17 protein-coding genes and 2 tRNA genes are annotated in these 19,729 nt (G+C 41.4%); 4 read left to right on the plus strand and 15 right to left on the minus strand.

The features are described from left to right. Positions 1–5: 5 nt before the first annotated feature. Complete coding sequence (locus H8B06_RS16570; RefSeq protein WP_190995396.1) at positions 6–983, minus strand: formylglycine-generating enzyme family protein; 978 nt, start codon at positions 981–983, stop codon at positions 6–8. Between the two features lie 244 nt (positions 984–1,227). Between H8B06_RS16570 and H8B06_RS16575 the strand changes: the two genes are divergently transcribed. Next, the gene (locus H8B06_RS16575; RefSeq protein ID WP_317170946.1) at positions 1,228–2,337 is read left to right on the plus strand and encodes an acyloxyacyl hydrolase; all 1,110 of its coding nucleotides are present in this window, start codon (positions 1,228–1,230) and stop codon (positions 2,335–2,337) included. Between the two features lie 297 nt (positions 2,338–2,634). On the opposite strand, the gene H8B06_RS16580 is transcribed toward H8B06_RS16575, so the two are convergent. The 5 genes from H8B06_RS16580 to H8B06_RS16600 are packed head-to-tail and all read right to left on the minus strand — an operon-like array spanning position 2,635 to position 6,240. Beyond that, positions 2,635–3,234: a hypothetical protein gene (locus H8B06_RS16580; RefSeq protein WP_190995329.1), complete on the minus strand. Its 600-nt coding sequence runs from the start codon at positions 3,232–3,234 to the stop codon at positions 2,635–2,637. 10 nt (positions 3,235–3,244) lie between these two features. After that, entirely contained in the window at positions 3,245–4,006 is a 762-nt protein-coding gene (locus H8B06_RS16585) for a hypothetical protein (protein WP_190995330.1), read from the minus strand. Positions 4,007–4,037: 31 nt separating this feature from the next. After that, on the minus strand, positions 4,038–4,880 hold the full coding sequence (gene pyrF / locus H8B06_RS16590) for an orotidine-5'-phosphate decarboxylase (protein ID WP_190995331.1): 843 nt from the start codon (positions 4,878–4,880) through the stop codon (positions 4,038–4,040). Positions 4,881–4,882: 2 nt separating this feature from the next. Beyond that, positions 4,883–5,482: a TlpA family protein disulfide reductase gene (locus tag H8B06_RS16595; RefSeq protein WP_190995332.1), complete on the minus strand. Its 600-nt coding sequence runs from the start codon at positions 5,480–5,482 to the stop codon at positions 4,883–4,885. Between the two features lie 14 nt (positions 5,483–5,496). Beyond that, positions 5,497–6,240: an RluA family pseudouridine synthase gene (locus H8B06_RS16600; RefSeq protein ID WP_190995333.1), complete on the minus strand. Its 744-nt coding sequence runs from the start codon at positions 6,238–6,240 to the stop codon at positions 5,497–5,499. 81 nt (positions 6,241–6,321) lie between these two features. Here H8B06_RS16600 and panB point away from each other — a divergent pair, with 81 nt between their 5' ends. Both panB and H8B06_RS16610 read left to right on the plus strand, forming a co-directional pair. Next, complete coding sequence (gene panB / locus H8B06_RS16605; RefSeq protein WP_190995334.1) at positions 6,322–7,137, plus strand: 3-methyl-2-oxobutanoate hydroxymethyltransferase; 816 nt, start codon at positions 6,322–6,324, stop codon at positions 7,135–7,137. 27 nt (positions 7,138–7,164) lie between these two features. Further along, entirely contained in the window at positions 7,165–7,776 is a 612-nt protein-coding gene (locus H8B06_RS16610; protein ID WP_190995335.1) for a hypothetical protein, read from the plus strand. Positions 7,777–7,780: 4 nt separating this feature from the next. Here H8B06_RS16610 and obgE read toward each other — a convergent pair whose 3' ends face one another. The 4 genes from obgE to H8B06_RS16630 all read right to left on the minus strand — a co-directional run bounded on the left by obgE (position 7,781) and on the right by H8B06_RS16630 (position 9,635). Then, positions 7,781–8,779, minus strand: a complete 999-nt coding sequence (obgE, locus tag H8B06_RS16615) for a GTPase ObgE (protein ID WP_190995336.1) — start codon at positions 8,777–8,779, stop codon at positions 7,781–7,783. Between the two features lie 31 nt (positions 8,780–8,810). Beyond that, the gene (locus H8B06_RS16620) at positions 8,811–9,380 is read right to left on the minus strand and encodes an adenylate kinase (RefSeq protein ID WP_130140141.1); all 570 of its coding nucleotides are present in this window, start codon (positions 9,378–9,380) and stop codon (positions 8,811–8,813) included. Between the two features lie 60 nt (positions 9,381–9,440). Next, positions 9,441–9,514 (minus strand) — tRNA-Arg (locus H8B06_RS16625). 48 nt (positions 9,515–9,562) lie between these two features. Further along, positions 9,563–9,635, minus strand: a tRNA-Thr gene (locus H8B06_RS16630). 288 nt (positions 9,636–9,923) lie between these two features. Here H8B06_RS16630 and clpB point away from each other — a divergent pair. After that, positions 9,924–12,530, plus strand: coding sequence for an ATP-dependent chaperone ClpB (gene clpB / locus H8B06_RS16635; protein ID WP_190995337.1), 2,607 nt, complete (start codon positions 9,924–9,926; stop codon positions 12,528–12,530). A gap of 10 nt (positions 12,531–12,540) precedes the next feature. Here clpB and H8B06_RS16640 read toward each other — a convergent pair whose 3' ends face one another. From H8B06_RS16640 to H8B06_RS16660, 5 genes are read right to left on the minus strand one after another with little or no spacing between them, the layout of a single operon-like run. Beyond that, positions 12,541–13,881 carry an MFS transporter gene (locus H8B06_RS16640; RefSeq protein WP_190995338.1) on the minus strand — a complete coding sequence of 447 codons (1,341 nt, stop codon included), beginning with the start codon at positions 13,879–13,881 and terminating at the stop codon, positions 12,541–12,543. A gap of 9 nt (positions 13,882–13,890) precedes the next feature. Further along, entirely contained in the window at positions 13,891–16,179 is a 2,289-nt protein-coding gene (locus H8B06_RS16645) for a glycoside hydrolase family 65 protein (RefSeq protein ID WP_190995339.1), read from the minus strand. A gap of 11 nt (positions 16,180–16,190) precedes the next feature. Then, the gene (gene pgmB / locus H8B06_RS16650; protein WP_190995340.1) at positions 16,191–16,847 is read right to left on the minus strand and encodes a beta-phosphoglucomutase; all 657 of its coding nucleotides are present in this window, start codon (positions 16,845–16,847) and stop codon (positions 16,191–16,193) included. 3 nt (positions 16,848–16,850) lie between these two features. Further along, positions 16,851–18,689, minus strand: a complete 1,839-nt coding sequence (locus H8B06_RS16655; RefSeq protein ID WP_190995341.1) for a glycoside hydrolase family 13 protein — start codon at positions 18,687–18,689, stop codon at positions 16,851–16,853. A 14-nt stretch (positions 18,690–18,703) separates the two neighbouring features. Then, positions 18,704–19,729 carry a SusE domain-containing protein gene (locus H8B06_RS16660; protein ID WP_190995342.1) on the minus strand — a complete coding sequence of 342 codons (1,026 nt, stop codon included), beginning with the start codon at positions 19,727–19,729 and terminating at the stop codon, positions 18,704–18,706.

Below are 19,729 nucleotides of genomic sequence, written 5' to 3' on the forward strand. Positions count from 1 at the left end.
ACTTATTAAAAATCCTTTATAGGTTCTTGATTATAATAAATCATAATTTCTTCCTGTGATGGTGGGTTAACTGGACGAACAAGACGTAACCCAATAAATGGAGCTTCGGGAAACCACCAATTAGATTTCGGTATTTGTGGATCTAATTGCTTCCATATAGGATCAGATACCATACGGGCAGTGGATCGAAGTTCATCAGGCTGGCTATCAAAAGAACCTCCTCTTACGCTATGTGGGTATAGTTCTGTCGGCACAGCAACCGGATTTTTAACCGTCTTACCCTCAAACTGTTTATAGTAATCAGCTATATACTGATCGAAAGTCCATTCTGCCACATTCCCCATCATATCATATAATCCCCAGGCATTCGGTTTTTTCTTTCCTACCGGTGCCGTTTTTTCGTTGCTATTTGCTGCAAACCAAGCGTATTCTACTAGCTGGGAAACGTCGTCTCCAAAAAAATATTCGGATGTAGATCCCGCACGACAAGCATACTCCCACTCTGCTTCTGTGGGTAAACGATAGAAGACGCCCGTACGCGTATAAAGCCATTTGCAAAACTGGATGGCATTATAATGTGTCATTGCTAATGCAGGATGTCCTTCTTTACCCATGCCAAAAGTCATATCTAAATAAGGTTTTGTCGGCCGTGTCACCGCGTCTACGCCAGACGGTACTTTACCATCAATGGCAATCGTCTGTTCCAAGTCCTTATAAACAAAAGGTTCGTATAAATCCCAAGTTACCTCATAAGTACCCATCCAAAATGGATCAAGTTCCACCTGATGAATCGGTTTTTCATCCTCTTTATTAGATTTATCACTTCCCATAAGAAATGTCCCTCCAGGAATCGCTTCCATAGAAAATTCTAAATGCGTTCCTGCGACTTTTTGAATATAACGCTCGTGCTTTTCCTGTGCTTTTGAAAGGAGATTAGCTACCATGAACGTAAAAATAATTAAACCGTTCTTTACATTTTGCATTATCATTAATCTAGATTTTTACAAATCGGAACTAAATATAGGAATAATATTGTAAAAAATACACTAAGTCTTTTTTACAACAATCAAGTTACAAAAAAAAAGTGCTTGCAAAGCGTATTTAAAATGACGGAAATATCACGGATTCTGCATCAAAGCACAGCCTATAACGTTAAAAAAGTAATATCTTTGGCACCAAATTATTATTTTTGAAAAGACGATATTGGAAAAATTTTTTTTAACATCAGTGTTATTAATAGCTACTTCACAACTATATGCACAAGTAGATTCTATTCGAGGAAAAGAACCCGTAAAGAATCCATTTGTTATAGAGTTAGAAATGGAAAATGGTGGAATATTGGCGGCTAAAGATATTAGGCGTACTACTTTTGAAAGTGCATATTACAATGGGATCAACTTAAAAATAGGTTGGAAAATACAGAAATCAGATGACCAATACTTCACACTATATAACAATCCTATCTACGGGATTGGATTTTATAGTAGTACATTTAATACCGATATTATAGGAAGTCCTTATGCTATATACGGATTCATGCAATCCCCGTTTGGAAATTTAAGAAAGAAGCGCTGGAGCTTCGATTATCGTATAGGTCTCGGTATTTCAGGCAACTTTACACCTTATGATGCAGAAACCAATCCGCTGAATGTCGTTATCGGTGCAAAAAATAATGTTTTTATTGATTTTGGTATACGGAGTCAGTATAAAATTAATCCGAATTGGCGTGTAGGATTAGGTTTGGCCTATCACCACTTTTCAAATGGAGCTCTTCGGTTGCCAAACAAAGGCGTTAATCTAATTCCTCTCACGGCTTCCATTACTTATCAACCCAACGGCGAAACCGTTATTCCCGACAAGAGCAAGATCGCTCCCTATAGCGACAAAATTCTCTATCATATCAATTACGGTATAGGCTGGAAACAATTAGATATTAATAAAGATGAGCGTTTTTTAAAGACCACATTAGGTGTTTACGCGAGTAAGCACGTAGCACATAAATGGAGAATGGGTGCTGGTCTCGATTTATTCTACTCCTCTTCGGGAAACTACGATGAAATTGCAGGAGATGATAGCGGGAAATTAAGTGCTAAGTTATCCGGCGGACCATCATTTTACTTGGTGCATGTATTAAACCGTAATTTGGTATTGAATGGGAACGTGGGGTATTATATTCACAAACGATATTTCAATGGTGAAATAAACCATGTCTTTTTAAGAGCAGGTGCACGGTATTATGTTTATAAAGACATTAATGCAGGCATCTCTATCAAAGCCCATAAAGGAAAGGCAGATTTTATCGAATGGACTGTGGGGTATACGTTTAATAGGGATTAACTTCTTCTCCTTTTTTTGTTTCCACTTTTGACCGCAAAAGTGGAGCAAAACTCGCCACTTTAAAATTTTGAATGGAGGGGTAGTGCATTCATAATATTTCTACATATTTCAAAATTTTACATGTGGCATTAATAGTTTAAGGATGGGATCATACAATTGCACAACCTCTCCTTTAACATTAAATGTCGCATCCGGATATTTGAAGTTTGTAGCCCCCCTTGCACGGACCATTGTTTCAAATATTCGAAGCGACGAGGTTTTTGCTTCTTTTTCACGGGGAAAAAGAAGATAAAAAAATTACATAACTAATTTCCCAATGCTTTTCGCTAGATTTCTGTCTACCGTAATATAGCCCGGATAGTAGATATTACTATTACCAATTTTAATAGATGGTTTTATTTTAAGGACAAGAAAACCTTCTCCTTTTCTCGTGAAAAGCTCATTTAATACATTTTCGATTCCTTCTTCCTTTGCGGTACCGAAGATATTCGCTTTAAAGGTTAGGGGTACAACGGTACTCTCACCGGTTGCCAAATGAAGATTTTCGTTCACCGTTCCTTCAAAAAGTGGTTTTCCTTGAATTTCAATCAGATATTTGAAGGAATTGATTTTTGTTGTTGTGGTAGTGGGGTTACTGACTTTCATATTTATCTGCGCCTCCAGCGGTAAATCTTGGCGCAACATCGCCATGGCAATTCCCGGAAGGGAAGCTAAATTTACCCCATCTTTTCCTGTGTAACTATCCATATCCCTACCGGCCAAACGGATATCCTGCAGCGACTCCACTGTATAATCGCATTTGGCAAGTGCGTCAATTTGATTTTTATTGATAGCACAGCCGCTCATTAATAATCCTATGAACATTATACATAGGATATTGATGTTCTTTCTTTCCATATCTAATTTATTACTTTTTTTTATTCCTTTTTCCGCCAAAATTATATGTGAGCCCTAGTGTAAATACAGCATTTCCTGCTTTTAAATAGGTGTTTTCCACCACGTTAAAATTAAAGCCGTTCGTATACTGTAACTGAAAACCTCTATTCAATTCCATGCGCGTATAAAAAAGAGGTTCGATAAACAGGGCTTCTTCTGTTGGACTAGTTAAATCATTGATTGTAAAATCTTGCATGGCCACCCGACTAGCACGAATAGCCGTACCATAATTTAATTCACGTGGCTTACCAAATATATTTAGTTTATTTCTCCGGGTAGATGAATAATTTACCTGCACAAAAATTTTATCAAAATCCATTGTCCTTGTTTCTACCGGCATCATACCTGTTGTAGAAGCCCGGCGATCGATTTCCGTGGAAGATCCGACGCCATAACCTGCATATACTTCCAGTGTTTGTCGTTTTTCCTTCCCTACGTGCGTAAAATAGCCCAGAGCACCTTCTATTAGATACTGTTTAAATAGATTGTTTTTATTGTTGTTATCACCTTGGTCAAGGTAAGAGCCATTCGCGATCAACGCAATGTGATTTCCTACAGCCACACCGCCGCTTCCACTTACATTACCTTTAATATTGGCATGAACAGCGGCATGCACCTCTCCTTTTCGCTGAAACATCGGTGTTGCCGGCACATTAGGCATATATATGGAACTACAGGATGCAAAAAATAACGTGAGCGACAGGATGAAGACATATACAAATCGATTATACATAAGTTATTGTTCTTATGCTGTAGATAAGTAATTATTGTGCCAAAATTATCCCCGCTCTTTCTAATTCGATCTGCATCTCCTTTTGTAGCTTTGAGGCTTCTTCCCGCGCACGTTCCGCAAAGTCCTTTCCATTAGATGCATATATAATACCTCGGGTACTGTTTACCAACAAACCACACGCTTTGTTCATACCAAATTTGCATACCTCTTGTAACGAACCTCCCTGTGCCCCAACACCTGGAACTAGCAAAAAATGGTCTGGCACATGTTCACGCACTTTTAAAAAGCCTTCTCCTCGAGTCGCTCCCACCACAAACATGGTATTTTCGGGAGTGCCCCATTCTTTTACTTTATCCAACACAATTTCAAATAATTCCACACCCGAGGCATTGGTAACGTTTTGAAAATCCTTACTTCCTGAATTAGACGTCAATGCTAGTACGATAGCCCATTTATCTGGAATATCTAGAAATGGAATGACCGAATCATGCCCCATATACGGTGCTATGGTAATCGCGTCAAATCCTAAACCCGATGTATCTTGATCAAAAAATGCCTTTGCGTATCTCGTAGAAGTATTACCGATGTCACCGCGTTTAGCATCTGCGATGCTCAGGCAGTTTTTGGGCAGGATTTTCCATGTTTTTTGTAGCGACTGCCATCCTTTTGCACCATAACATTCATAAAAGGCGATATTAGGCTTATACGCTACACAGAGATCTTCTGTCGCCTCAATTATTGCTTTATTAAAAGAAAATATTGGGTCTTCATCGTCCAACAGATGCGTCGGTATTTTAGTAATATCTGTATCCAATCCCACACACAAAAAGCTCTTTTTGATTTTTATTTGTTGAACTAATGCTGCTTTGGTCATGCTTATTTTTGAATTAATTCTGTAATGAAGTCGGACACCTCTGCGCGAGCATAGTCCGCCATACCCTCATGGCGCGTGGCGATATTTCCCGTTTTATCTAAAATGACTGTCGTGGGAATAGCTCCTCCCAACCATTCGCCCGGAATTTGACTTTCCGGATAATAAACAGGTAGATCCATACTGCCCTGCTGCATAAAGTCTCGTGCTTTCTCTTTTTCACCTTCAATTTCAACAATGAGGAAAACCACTTGATCATTGTCTTTGAATTTATCTTTCAAGACCTGAATAGAAGGCATCTCCGCTTTACAAGGAGGGCACCATGTTGCCCAAAAATTTAGGAAGACCACCTTTCCTTTTAAATCCGGGATATGCACCACTTCTCCATTATCATCTGAAAAAGCAACTCCCGCATAATTACTGTCGGCGGGTGCCTCTGCTGCTGGTGTCGGGGTCGGTTCCGGTTTTTCCAATTTAGGTTTAAACAAACCGATTTTCATCAACCCTTGCTGTACCCAGGTGCGTCCACTCGGTAGAATTAATAAAATAATCAGTCCCACGAAGATAACATTACCAACTATTTTCCAAACTTTCTTTTTATTCATGTTAAGTTCCCCTTTTAACTATCAAACTTCTCTAATAATTTCAACAAGGTAGCAAAATCTTTCGGATATGGGGCTTCAAAACCGTATTCTTTTCCTTCCATAGTAAAGCGGATTTGATGCGCATGCAGGGCAAATCGTTTCATAATTGGTTGCTCTTCTTCTCCTTTTGCCATTGTAAAACCTCTTTTTTTAATCTGGGACAAATAAACCGGTTTACCGCGGTACATCTCATCACCTACGATAGCCGCTCGTTGGGTCGCCAAATGGATACGAATCTGGTGCATACGTCCCGTAATTGGTTTACACTCGACAAGTGTAAAGTGCCGAAAATACTGTATGGAATTAAAAATAGTTTCAGCGGGTTTGCCATGAGCACGATCGATCGAAACGTTTTTATTCCCTTGGTTTAAAATAGGCAGATTTACGGACAGATTGGTAAAAGTATGTGTACCATTAATAATGGCGTGGTATATTTTATCTACACGTCTGCGTTCGAATTCGATAGAAATCAACCGATATGTTTCGGGATTTTTCGCCAATAAAAGTAGACCGGAGGTATCTTTATCCAAACGGTGGCAAACTTGAGCATCGGGATAATATTTTTTTGCAAGGCGTAAAATATTCACTTCATCCCCACTCCTGTTGTCCAAAGAAGCCACAAATGGAGGTTTATTAATGACAATGAGGTTATCATCCTCAAAAATAATGAGATCTTGAAATTTCGGAAATTTAAATAAACGATTGTCGCTTTTTTGCATAAATGCAAAAATACAGAAATCCCCTCAACATCCCCTACTTCTATAACTTTTTATTAGCTTTGTCCTATCAAACAACAGGCCATGTCAGTAAATAAAATAATCAAACGAGTAACCACGAACACCATTTTGGACATGAAAGCAAATGGTGACAAAGTCAGTATGCTCACGGCGTATGATTACTCTACTGCGCGTGCATTGGACGAAGCAGGTATCGACGTTTTATTGGTTGGGGATTCCGCAGCAAATGTTTTTGCAGGATATGAAACCACGTTACCTATTACACTGGATCATATGATATACCATGCCAGTGCAGTAGCGAGAGGTGCAAAGCGAGCATTGATATTAGTCGACCTTCCTTTTGGTGAATATCAAGGTACACCCGAAGATGCTTTCAAATCGGCTGTTCGGATGATGAAAGAATCAGGGGCTCATGCATTGAAACTAGAAGGTGGTGTCGAGATTTTGGACAATATCAAAAAGATTATTGATGCGGGTATTCCCGTTTGTGGACATTTAGGACTGACACCACAATCCATCAATAAATTTGGAACATTCGGTGTCCGGGCACAAGAGGAAGCAGAAGCGGAAAAACTGAAATCGGATGCGTTGGCACTTCAAGAAATCGGATGCTTTGCTATTGTTTTGGAAAAAATACCAGCAAAACTTGCTAAAGAAGTCAGTGAATCACTTTCCATCCCTACGATAGGTATTGGTGCAGGAAACGGATGTGATGGACAGGTATTGGTGGTTAATGATATGCTTGGATTCACCAAAGATTTCAAACCAAAATTCTTGAGACGTTATATGGAAATGTACGATGGTATCGTGGAAGCGGCGGCTAAATATGCAGAAGATGTGAAATCGGGGAATTACCCGAATGAATCTGAGCAATATTAAAAGATATGGCTTTTCTAAGATAGCGCAATGAAGATATTTATTATTATCGCTTTACTCGGACTTTTGCTATATCTTATAGCCCGAAGGTTTATGTTGACTAGTGGAGACAGTACATCTATCGTCCGGGCGAATCAGCGCCAGCATTTTGTCTTGATAGATACGTCATCCCTATTAATCAGCCGTGTGACAAAGAGTACATTACGCACAGTTGGAATCGGTTTTTTACTCCTTTTGATCGTCATCATTCTGGGGATGAAAATCAAAATATTGTGGATACTTATTCCATTAAGTCTTTATCTTATTGGTCAACTTTTTGTTTACACGAACCATATTAAATATACTAAGGATCAACGTATTTATTTTAATCTTGAAACTTATGAAGTCTTGGTGGACCATATTAAAGATAAGCCTCTTTCTTTTAATTTAATGCGTGATGTAGTAAGTGTATCCGAAGTAAAGTCCGTTCAAAAAAACCGAGATACCTTGTTTGGTTATTATAAGCTTCGTTTAAAACAAGATATCGTCGTCATTCCCTATCTTATTGAACAAAACCAAAACCAAGCTAACAAGCAATTCTTTACATATCTTCACGAAAACTTTAAGATCGAAGTAGAAAGTAGATTGTTTCCGATTATCTAATGTATCAATCATTAATAGCCTTCCAGATCATATCTTTTAGCTGTTGGATATTTTTACCCGATACGGAAGATATGAAAATCGCAGGTATTCCTTTTGGTAGTGTTTCCGTCATCTCCGCTTCGAGCTCATCATCGAGCATATCGGACTTTGTAACTGCCAATAGGCGTGGTTTATCCATGAGTTCGGGATTATAAGCCGTTAATTCATTTAGCAAAATCTCGTATTCTTCGGCAATACTACGATCGGTATCCGCAGGAACCATAAATAATAGAACCGCATTACGTTCAATATGGCGTAAGAATCGGTGCCCTAAACCTTTGCCTTTTGAGGCTCCTTCGATGATTCCCGGAATATCCGCCATTACAAATGATCTATTGTCGCGGTAGCCAACAATCCCAAGATTTGGTACCAAGGTGGTAAACGGATAATCGGCAATTTCCGGTTTTGCTGCTGACACAACAGATAGCAACGTGGATTTTCCAGCGTTGGGGAAACCGACTAATCCAACATCTGCCAATACTTTCAGTTCGAGTATAATCCATTGTTCTTGTCCCGGTATACCCGATTGTGCAAAGCGTGGTGTCTGCTGTGTAGCAGATTTGAAATGCCAATTGCCCAACCCGCCTTTTCCGCCAGGAGTCAATATCTTGGTTTCTCCATCTTCTGTAATATCAAATAGAATTTCGCCGGTCTCGGCATCCTTAGCGACAGTTCCTAAAGGTACTTCCAGGATTTCATCTTTTCCGTTAGCTCCGGTACGCAATGCACTTAATCCAGGTCCACCATTTTCCGCAATAATATGCTTACGGTATTTTAAATGGAGTAAAGTCCAATGTTGCGAAGAACCTTTCAGGATAATATGGCCACCACGGCCACCATCCCCCCCGTCTGGCCCACCCTTGGCGGTAAATTTATCCCGATGTAGGTGGGCCGAACCAGCTCCTCCGTGCCCAGAGCGGCAACACACCTTCACATAATCCACGAAATTTGAGCCCTGAGCCATATTCTACTATATTACTTTTTATGTTTGGAAATTAATATGTGTCAATAATCGCTGTCAACGACTGGAAAATTGCATCAATATCACCAATACCGTTTACTTTAGACAGTTTACCCTGTGCTTCATAATACGGCAATACGTGTATGGTTTTATTAAAATACTCTTCAATACGTTTCGTCAACTTATCCGCAGCATCATCTGCACGACCAGATATTTCTTGACGTTTCGCGATACGCTCCTTTAATTCTTCTTCCGTTACGTCTAATGCCAAAACACCTGTGATGTGTTCATTAATCGATTCCAAAAATTTATCTAAAGCTTCTGCCTGCGCTACTGTACGAGGGAATCCATCAAAAATAAATCCTTTTGCTTGTGGGTTTTTATTAATTTCTTCTTCCAGCATAGCGATGGTAATAGAGTCAGGAACAAGATTACCGTCAGCAATAATTTGACTCACTTGCTGTCCCAAAGCAGTTTGGTCTTTGATATGAGCACGGAAAATATCGCCAGTGGAGATATGAACCAATTGGTATTTTTCAATGAGTTTTTCTGATTGGGTACCTTTCCCTGCACCGGGAGGACCAAATAAGACGAGGTTTAGCATAAGTTGTTATTTTATGTTCAAAAAAAAGCCTAATCCCGATACAGAATTAGGCTTTACTTGTGCGCTCAAAGGGAGTCGAACCCCTAACCTCCTGATCCGTAGTCAGGTGCTCTATCCAGTTAAGCTATGAGCGCGGTAACCATCACATCTTGACATATAGCCCTTTGCTTTGGTTTTCTTTGAGCCTCCTATCGGGATCGAACCAATGACCTACTGATTACAAGTCAGTTGCTCTACCAGCTGAGCTAAGGAGGCTTTCGAACCGTTTCCGATTCAGTGATGCAAATATCACAGTTCTATTTTTATTATGCAAGTACTTTTTGAAAAAACTCGTTATATAGAAGATAAAGGCCGAAGACACTGACTATTACCTTCCAGTGTGTCCGCTTAAACGGTAAACAAACAGGTCATTTTGTCATTTAAATGTATTTTTTAGCGACAAAATTTCCGAATAGATAGCTAAAATCAAAAAGGCACTTAAATTGTTTATCCATAAAACGAGATTAAACAAGCATTTACAATAGATTAAAGAGATATTATTATATGAACTTTAACAATTATACAATCAAAGCACAGGAGGCTATTCAAAAAGCTTCCGAAATTGCAGCGGGTAATCAGCAACAAGCTATTGAACCCGCACATATATTAAAGGCACTCCTAACCGTGGATGAACACGTTATTGGGCATTTATTGAAAAAGCTAAATGTAAACACCAACTATTTGGAGACAGAGGTCGACAAACAAATTGCTTCTCTTCCTAAAGTAAGTGGAAGCAATGTATATCTCAGTAACACGTCTGCTTCGGTGTTACAAAAAGCCCAAAGTTATCTAAAAGAATTCAATGATGAATTTGTTTCCATTGAGCATATTCTTTTGGGACTTCTTTCTTCAAGTGATAAGACGGCTTCTTTGTTGAAGGATCAAGGCGTAAACCAGAAAGATCTCAAATTGGCGATCAAAGAGCTTAGAGGAAATAATCGTGTTACCGATCAAAATGCAGAGGCAACATACAATGCCCTTGGGAAATACGCACGTAACCTCAATGAGTTTGCAGAATCCGGAAAACTGGATCCGGTTATCGGCCGTGATGAAGAAATTCGTCGTGTGATGCAGATTCTATCACGCCGAACAAAGAACAACCCGATTCTGGTTGGGGAGCCGGGTGTGGGTAAAACAGCTATTGCAGAAGGTATTGCCCACCGAATCATCAAAGGTGATGCACCTGAAAATCTGAAGTCTAAAACGGTGTTCTCGCTCGATATGGGGGCGCTTATCGCTGGAGCAAAATACAAAGGCGAGTTTGAAGAGCGTTTAAAAGCAGTCGTAAAAGAGGTGTCGGACAGCGCGGGGGAGATTATCCTTTTCATCGATGAAATCCACACCTTGGTGGGGGCCGGTGGTGGCGAAGGTGCTATGGATGCCGCAAACATCCTAAAACCCGCTCTAGCACGCGGCGAGCTTCGGGCAATTGGTGCGACAACGCTGAATGAATACCAAAAGTATTTCGAAAAAGATAAAGCCTTAGAGCGCCGATTCCAAAAGGTCATGGTTGATGAGCCAGACACACAGGATGCCATTTCTATCCTCCGTGGATTAAAGGAAAGATATGAAACACACCATAAGGTGCGTATTCTGGATGAATCTATTATCGCAGCGGTTGAACTATCACAACGCTATATTACCGATAGATTCTTGCCGGATAAGGCGATCGACTTAATAGATGAAGCAGCCTCTAAACTACGGTTGGAGATGGACTCTGTGCCCGAGGCAGTGGATGAATTAGATAGACGCATCATGCAACTGGAAATTGAACGGGAAGCCATTAAACGGGAGCATGATAAGAAGAAAGTGAATGAGCTTTCCGAAACCATTGCCAATCTTTCCAATGAACGGGATTCGTTAAAAGCAGCTTGGCAATCGGAGAAAAGTCTGGTCGATAAAGTCAACCAAGAAATCCAACATATCGAAGATTATAAACTGGAAGCCGATCAAGCAGAACGTGCAGGCGATTATGGTAAAGTGGCAGAATTGCGGTATGGAAAAATCAAAGAAGCGCAGGATAATGTTGAAAAACTAAAAACTGAACTAGCAGAGAAACAGCAAGATAGCCGTATGCTAAAAGAAGAAGTTACGTCTGAGGATATTGCAGATGTGGTATCTCGCTGGACGGGGATTCCGGTGAGCAAGATGGTACAATCTGAGCGCGAGAAATTGCTTAACCTGGAAGAAGAACTACACAAGCGTGTTGCCGGACAGGAAGAAGCGATTGAAGCCATTGCCGATGCTATCCGTCGTTCCAGAGCCGGATTGAGTGATGCGAAACGCCCTATCGGTTCGTTCATCTTCTTGGGTACCACCGGAGTAGGTAAAACAGAGCTTGCGAAAGCATTGGCCGAGTTCCTTTTTGATGATGAACAAGCGATGGTCCGGATAGACATGTCAGAATATCAAGAACGCCATGCGGTATCCAGATTAATCGGCGCCCCTCCGGGATACGTGGGTTACGAAGAGGGGGGACAGTTGACGGAAGCGGTCCGTCGTCGACCTTACTCGGTCGTTCTTTTGGACGAAATCGAGAAAGCGCATCCGGATGTCTTCAATATTTTACTGCAAGTATTGGATGATGGACACTTAACAGACAATAAAGGACGCGTGGTCAACTTTAAAAATACGATTATCATCATGACGTCCAACACGGGATCGCATATTATTCAGGAGAATTTTTCCAAATTGGATGACAATAACCGCGATGAGGTGGTTGCGAAAACCAAGGATGAAGTGTTTGAACTGTTACAGAAGTCTATCAGACCAGAGTTTCTGAACCGTATTGATGAAGTGATCATGTTTACGCCATTGAGCCGGGACGAAATTGGCGATATTGTGCGTATGCAGTTTCAACGGATACAGAAACAGCTTGCCGAACAGCATATATTCTTATCCGCGAGTGAGGACGCGCTTGATTGGTTAGGCCAATTGGGCTACGATCCGGTATACGGTGCAAGACCGTTGAAACGGGTCATCCAAAAACGAGTGCTCAACGAACTCTCGAAAGAGATTCTTTCGGGTAAAGTATCGAGGGATTCCGTTATCCAACTGGATGTATTCGACGGTAAGTTTGTGTTTATGAATAAAAAAGACGGGGATCAATAATCCCCGTTTTTTATTCTTTAATCCGCCATACGGAAATAGCGCCCAACAGCATAAACACCCCGCCTAGCATAATCCCGTATATGGGCTGGCTACCAAAAAAATATTTAATAATCATACCTCCGAAAAAGCCACATACAATTTGTGGAAAGGTGATAAAGAAATTAAAGATCCCCATATATACGCCCATCTTACGGGCGGGCAGACTATCACTCAAAATGGCGTAAGGCATAGAGAGAATGCTTCCCCAAGCTATACCCACCCCTAACATTGTTAATAACAAGATATTCGGCGAAGAAATAAAGAGTATCGAAATCAAGGAGATACCACCGATGACTAATCCGAACGCATGTACTTTTGTTCGTCCAAATCGGTTCGCAAGCCGGGGTAAGAAAATAGCGTATATGGCCGATATACCATTGTATACACCAAAAAGTACACCCACCCAATTGCCGGCTTCCGCATACAGACGATTGCGTTCTCCATCCATTTTATAAAATACATGTTCCGCAATAGCCGGTGTCATGTATACCCACATCATGAAAAGTGCAAACCAGGAAAAAAACTGTACCCATCCAAGCTTTTTCATGGTTAAGGGCATCCGCTTGAAATCTTGAAAGATTGCGCCCAAATTATGGCTGGATGAAGATTGCGTTTCCGCTTCCGCCTCTTCCTCCCCTACAAAAGACTCCAGTTCTTTCGGCGAATATTCTTTTGTGGTGAAAACAGTCCACAGAATGGTAACGATCAAAACGAACGCACCAAAGTAAAAGGAATAAATCACATTTTGAGGAACGACGCCGTCTCCCCCATCCGCAGGGATATGTAAGTATTCTGCAAACACATAAGGTAACCAAGAACCCACTACAGCTCCCACACCTATCAAAACGGTCTGCACGGAAAATCCCAGACTTCGTTGGGAACTGGCCAGGTTATCACCTATGAGTGCCCGGAATGGCTCCATGGTGACATTAATAGACGCGTCCATCAGCATCAACATACCGGCGCCAATCAACAATGGCGGGAGTAGCGCTGTGAACAGTGCGATATTAGGCATAAAGATTAACGCGATTGCTGTCAATATAGCGCCCACGAGAAAGAAAGGGCGCCGACGCCCCATCTTTGTCCAGGTGCGATCACTATAGTGACCAATTATGGGCTGCACCAGCATCCCTGTAATGGGAGCTGCGAGCCAAAACAAGGACAAATGCTCCACATCTGCACCAAACGTTTGTAGAATACGGGAAGCATTACCATTCTGCAAAGCAAATCCCATCTGGATTCCCAAAAATCCCATGCTCATATTGACAATCTGAGCTACAGTCAAGGTGGGTTTAACGCGTATATTGTTCATGAAAAGGTTTTAAGATTTCCACTCAGGTTCTATCACCAGTTGTTCACCGTTAAATATAATACTAATTTCAGTATTTGACAGGTTTTTAACTTCGAAATCATCCTGGCTCACGTTGATATGTAACTTCGTTCCTCTATACTGCACGTGAAAAGCATAGCTTTCCCAATTTTTAGGGATAAAAGTTTGAAAATGCAATTTTCCATCACGTACGCGCATACCGGCAAATCCCTCTACAATAGCCAGCCAGGTACCCGCCATCGACGTGATGTGTAGTCCGTCTTCCGTATCGTTGTTATAATCATCTAAATCAAGCCGGGAGGTGCGGAGATAGAACTCGTATGCCTTTTCCTCCTTCCCTAATTTGGCTGCAATTATGGCATGTACACAAGGCGAAAGGGAACTTTCGTGAACCGTTAATGGCTCGTAGAAGTCATAGTTACGGCGAATGATGTCTTCATCAAACTCATCCTCAAAGAAATAGATGCCTTGCAACACATCGGCCTGTTTAATATAACAGGAGCGTAATATCCTGTCCCAACTCCAATGTTGATTCAAAGGACGTGTCTCTGCAGGAAGCTCCGCTACCGGGATCAATTCCTTATCCAAAAAACCGTCTTGCTGTAGAAATACACCACGGTCGCTATCTTCCGGAAGGTACATATTATCTATAATATGTTGCCATTTTGCACTTTCTTCGGCTTTAAAATCCAGTCTCGACAACAAATTGTATAAACGATCCTCCTGGTGTGCTTGTTCCTGCGAAATGATTTCTAATGCATAACGTAGACACCATACGGCAATTTTGTTCGTATACCAGTTGTTGTTTACATTATTCTCGTATTCATTCGGTCCGGTTACACCCAACATCACATATTGCTGTTTCTGTTCGCTCCAATTGACGCGTTGTGCCCAAAAACGGCTGATTCCGATCAACACTTCCAAACCGTGGGTAGTAAGATATTCGCTGTCGTCAGTATAACGGACATAGTTGTAAATAGCAAAGGCAATAGCACCGTTCCGATGGATTTCTTCAAACGTAATTTCCCATTCATTGTGGCATTCTTCTCCGTTGATAGTGACCATCGGATATAAAGCCGCTCCATCACTAAACCCCAATTTGGCCGCATTTTCGATAGCTTTTTCCAAATGCTGATAACGGTAAAGCAACAGATTACGGGCTACCTTGGGTTCTTGTGTCGCTAGATAAAAAGGTAAACAGTATGCTTCGGTATCCCAGTAAGTTACCCCACCATATTTCTCTCCGGTAAAACCTTTCGGCCCGATATTTAACCTAGCGTCCTCACCTGTGTAGGTTTGGTTCAGTTGGAAAATATTAAATCGGATAGCCTGCTGTGCAGCAACATCTCCTTCAATCTGTATATCACTTTCCTCCCAGATATGGGACCAAGCATCTGTTTGTAATTGCATTAATTCGCTGTAGCTTTTGGAAGTGATTTTTTCCAGACTGTTTTTTGCGGCTTCCGTTAGTTTATCCAAAGGATGATTGAGTGAGCTGAGCATCGCAACATACTTCTCTATGCGGACAGACTCACCCACTTTCAAATGTGTATGCAGCTCCTCGCCTACATAGCATTGCTCTTTTCTCTTTATACCCGACGCTTGTGCTGCTCCCCCGATATAGAATACATTTCGCAAACGCGCTTCTACACGAAACTGCGTTTTTTTAGTTTCCGTTACTAATACGAGGTCATTTTGAATGTCTTCCGCAATGGGTATCCAAAAACGTTCATCATAATTACTATCTCGATTAACGACATCGCCATTTAAATAGGAACATACAGACACTTCTGCATCCGAATTTAAGACACGCAGCGTATATTGCAGTGATGCCGTATCCGACTGAAACAGATGATACATCCGTTTTGCCATCACTTCCACTTCCCTACCATTTGGCATCTTTGCCGTAAACGTACGATAAAGCACACCGGCTTTCATATCCAGACGGCGTTCGAAGCTCATGATTTCACATTGTGCCAAATCCAATACGGCACCGTCTATTTGAATGTCTAACCCAACCCACTGCACAGCATTGATTACTTTGGCAAAATACTCGGGATAACCGTTCTTCCACCAACCTACTCTTGTTTTATCGGGATAATAGACACCTGCCAGATACGAGCCTTGCATCGTTTTTCCGGAATATGTTTCCTCAAAATTTGCGCGCTGTCCCATCCGTCCATTGCCAATAGAAAAAATGCTTTCCGAAAATTCATTGTGCTCTGCTCTAAATTGATCTTCTATGATATGCCAAGGATCGTGTATGATGTAATTCTTCATGTTTTTCGTTGCTATTCACTTATTAATATTTCCGACAAATCGTTGACACGCGCATTGTAGTTCGTCAATACATGAGACTTGTCTACGGCTATCACCTGCATATTAGCAGCCCTTGCAGCTTCGATTCCTGCCTGGGCATCTTCCAGCACTACAGATGTAGCAGGTGCTACACCAACTTCTGCTGCCGCTTTCAAAAAGACTTCCGGATCGGGTTTCGAATGGCGAACAGCATTCCCGTCGATAATAGCATCGAAATAGTGCAGGATACCAGTTTTCTCTAAAATTCGAACCGCATTTTTACTCGCTGAACCCAGTGCGATCTTTTTATCCGTCGTTTTTAAATAGGTCAATAAGTCTATCGTGCCGGGAAGCACATCTCCATTCCGCATGTTTTCCACTAATTCCAGATACCAAGTGTTTTTCAACGTCGCCAACTGTTCTTTTTCTTCGATAGGCACTTCCTTGTTTGCCCATTTTAAGATCAGATTTAGTGAATCAACCCGACTTACACCTTTTAACTGTTCATTTTCGACTTCCGTGAAATCGAAGTTAAACTGTTTTGCCAACCGCCTCCAGGCTTGATAATGAAATATAGCGGTATTCACCAACACCCCGTCCAGATCAAATATGACAGCAGTTGCTTCGTCTATTATCTTTCTTGCGTTCATTTATTATTTTAATTCAAATACCAACGTCTGTTTTCCTTTCACGATAATACTTTTTGGTAAATCCAGCGATTCACCTGTTAAAATATTTTTCATCTGGCCTGATTGTCCTATACCTTCGTCAAAACGGGCCAATGTTACCTCCTGCTGTTCAGCACTACAATTCATAACGACCATTACTTTTTCGTTATCGTTATAACGGAAATATACATACACATCATTTTGCGGTGCGTAATGTAATAATTTGCCATCCTGCAAAGCTGCAGTCTGTTTTCTGTATTGCGCCAATGTACGCACGTGATTAAACATATCGTTTTCAGCTTCTGTACGACCTTTGGCAATGAATTTATTTACTTTGTCTCCGGGGAAACCACCCTTAAAATCATCCCGAACCAAACCATCTGGCCTGCTGAAGTTTTTCATCAATATCTCTGCACCATAGTACATTTGCGGTATACCGCGGTAAGTTAATAACCAGCTAAAGGCACTTTTATACTTTTCGATGTCTTCTCCCACCGTTGAAAAGAAACGGTCTTTATCATGATTATCAAGGAAAATCACATTCGCCAAAGGATTCGGATACAGATAATCTCCACTTAACGTACTATACAATTTGTTTGCACCATCTTTTTCAAAATTAAGGGCATCTCCTATCGCATAAGTTAATTGGAAGTCCGTTACCCCCTCTAGCTTTGTATCAACATCCTGCCCTACTTTTTGACCACCTAAGAAGTATGCTTGGTTAGGAACGGAGTGTACCCATGTTTCCCCAAAAAAGGAGAAATTGGGAAATTCCGCACGAATGGCATCTGTCCATTGCCCCATGAAAGCCAGATCATTGTAGGGATATGTATCGATACGAAAACCGTCTACGCCTGCTTCTTCAATCCACCAGATATGGCTTTGTGTGATGTATTTCTGCATCTTTTCATTTTGGTGGTTCAAATCCGGCATGGTCTCCACAAACCACCCTTTTTCCATCAGATCTTTATCCGCCTTCGTTCCATAGGGGTCAAACATGGTCTGGTCTTTATAGGTTGTTTGTGTAAATGTATCCCACTCATGTAACCAATCAGAAGATGGACGATCGATAACCGTCCAGTGATAAAGCCCCACATGATTAGGCACCACGTCGTGAACCAGTTTCATGTTGCGTTTATGGAGTTCTTTTCCCAGTTCACGGTAGGTATCGACTGTTCCAAAACGCGGATCTATTTCGTAGTTCTCGGTGTTGGCATAACCGTGGTATGAAGCTTGTGGCATATCGTTGGTCAAGACAGGCGTCATCCAAAGGGCTGTAACACCTAAATCCTCGAGGTAATCCAAGTTGTTGATAATTCCCTGAAGATCACCACCGTGTCGGTAATACATGGAGTCCCGGTTTACAGCAGTTTCGCGCAGACCCTTTACCGAATCATTACTAGGATCGCCGTTGGCAAACCGATCGGGCATAATCAAATAAATAAGATCCGCAGCGTTTACACCTTGTGCTTTAACCAAGTCTTTGTCACGGTTCTTCAATATATATTCACACGTTAATGCTTTCTTCCCATTTTTGTATAACTCTATAGGATAGGTTCCCGCTTGCGCATTATTTAGAATTTCGACATCCAGGAAAAGGTAATTCGTATTTTCTACCTGGTGAACCTTTTTTAACTGCATGCCCGCCTTCGGCAATTTGACTTCACAATCACCGATATCCGAACCGTATAATACGATCTGCAGTTCCGGATTATGCATACCTACCCACCAGTGTAGCGGTTCTGCCCGTTGTATGGATTGCCCTTGTACAAAGGCAATCCATACGATAAAACAGGCACTGATTAAAACTTTCTTCAAGTTCATGAATATGGACATATTTATTTTTTAGTAAGACTGTATTTCATGTTCACCAAATCGAATACGACATCATACATGCCGGCTTCTGTTATAACAATATTATCATTATTTAACGTACCGTTTGCACCACCGTAGTTCGTACCCCAATCGTGGTTTTTCCGGAATTTCATCTCGCCGGCCTTCAGCTCTACGGTTATCTTCCACAGCTGTGTACTGTTTTCATAACGCATATCGGTATCGTTATCCCAACTAACAGCCGCATCACCAACAATTCCCCAACTATGGTCTTTATACGTGATGGTATTCTCATTGGTATTTACCGTAAGTTCTAAGTTTCCGGTTCTCGGTGCTTTAATATTGCCTCCGGCGCTTAGTGATATTCTTCCTGCCCCATCGTCTCCATACGAGGCATCCCAGCTGCGTGCAGGTGTTATTTTAAATTCGGAATCTGCTTCCGGGAAATAGATAATACCCGTGTAGATACCGTTACTAGTCGGCGAGATCAGACTTTCGGCGGTTTCGACAGCCCAGTCGGCTCCCGGCGGAATAGCCTTTTGGTAAGCACCCGGCACATAGAGGTAGCTGATGGCTGCATAGGGCGTAACCGCCAACGGCAACGTATTAGAATAAAGTGGCGTAAACGACGTCGAGATAGTAGATTTTAACCGTAATTCCAGATCTGTAACTACATCCACAGGTAATTCCATAGCGAGCAACAGTGCGTTTAATTCAAGGGTATTAAAGCTATAACTATCATCGCCAGCTGAAAAAGCGATCTCTTTAGCCCCTTCAAAATTCTGTCCTTTCAATCCTATTTGCAGGGTATTGATAATAGCGGCTTTAAACCCGAAATCAGCAGATTCCCATTGTATCGCTAATGCTTCCTGATCCGCATTCTCTTTGGTAAGTACCACCGAAGATCCCGAAGCCTGCAACGAACCACCCTCTCCTGGTACTGCCACCAGTTTGGTTTCATCTTTGCTACACGACACGCCTATTAGGCTAAGAAGTAAAGCAAGACATGCAATTATATTAAACGTTTTCAT

It is taken from the genome of Sphingobacterium micropteri, from assembly GCF_014692515.1.
In the GTDB taxonomy this organism is placed as follows: Bacteria; Bacteroidota; Bacteroidia; order Sphingobacteriales; family Sphingobacteriaceae; genus Sphingobacterium; species Sphingobacterium micropteri.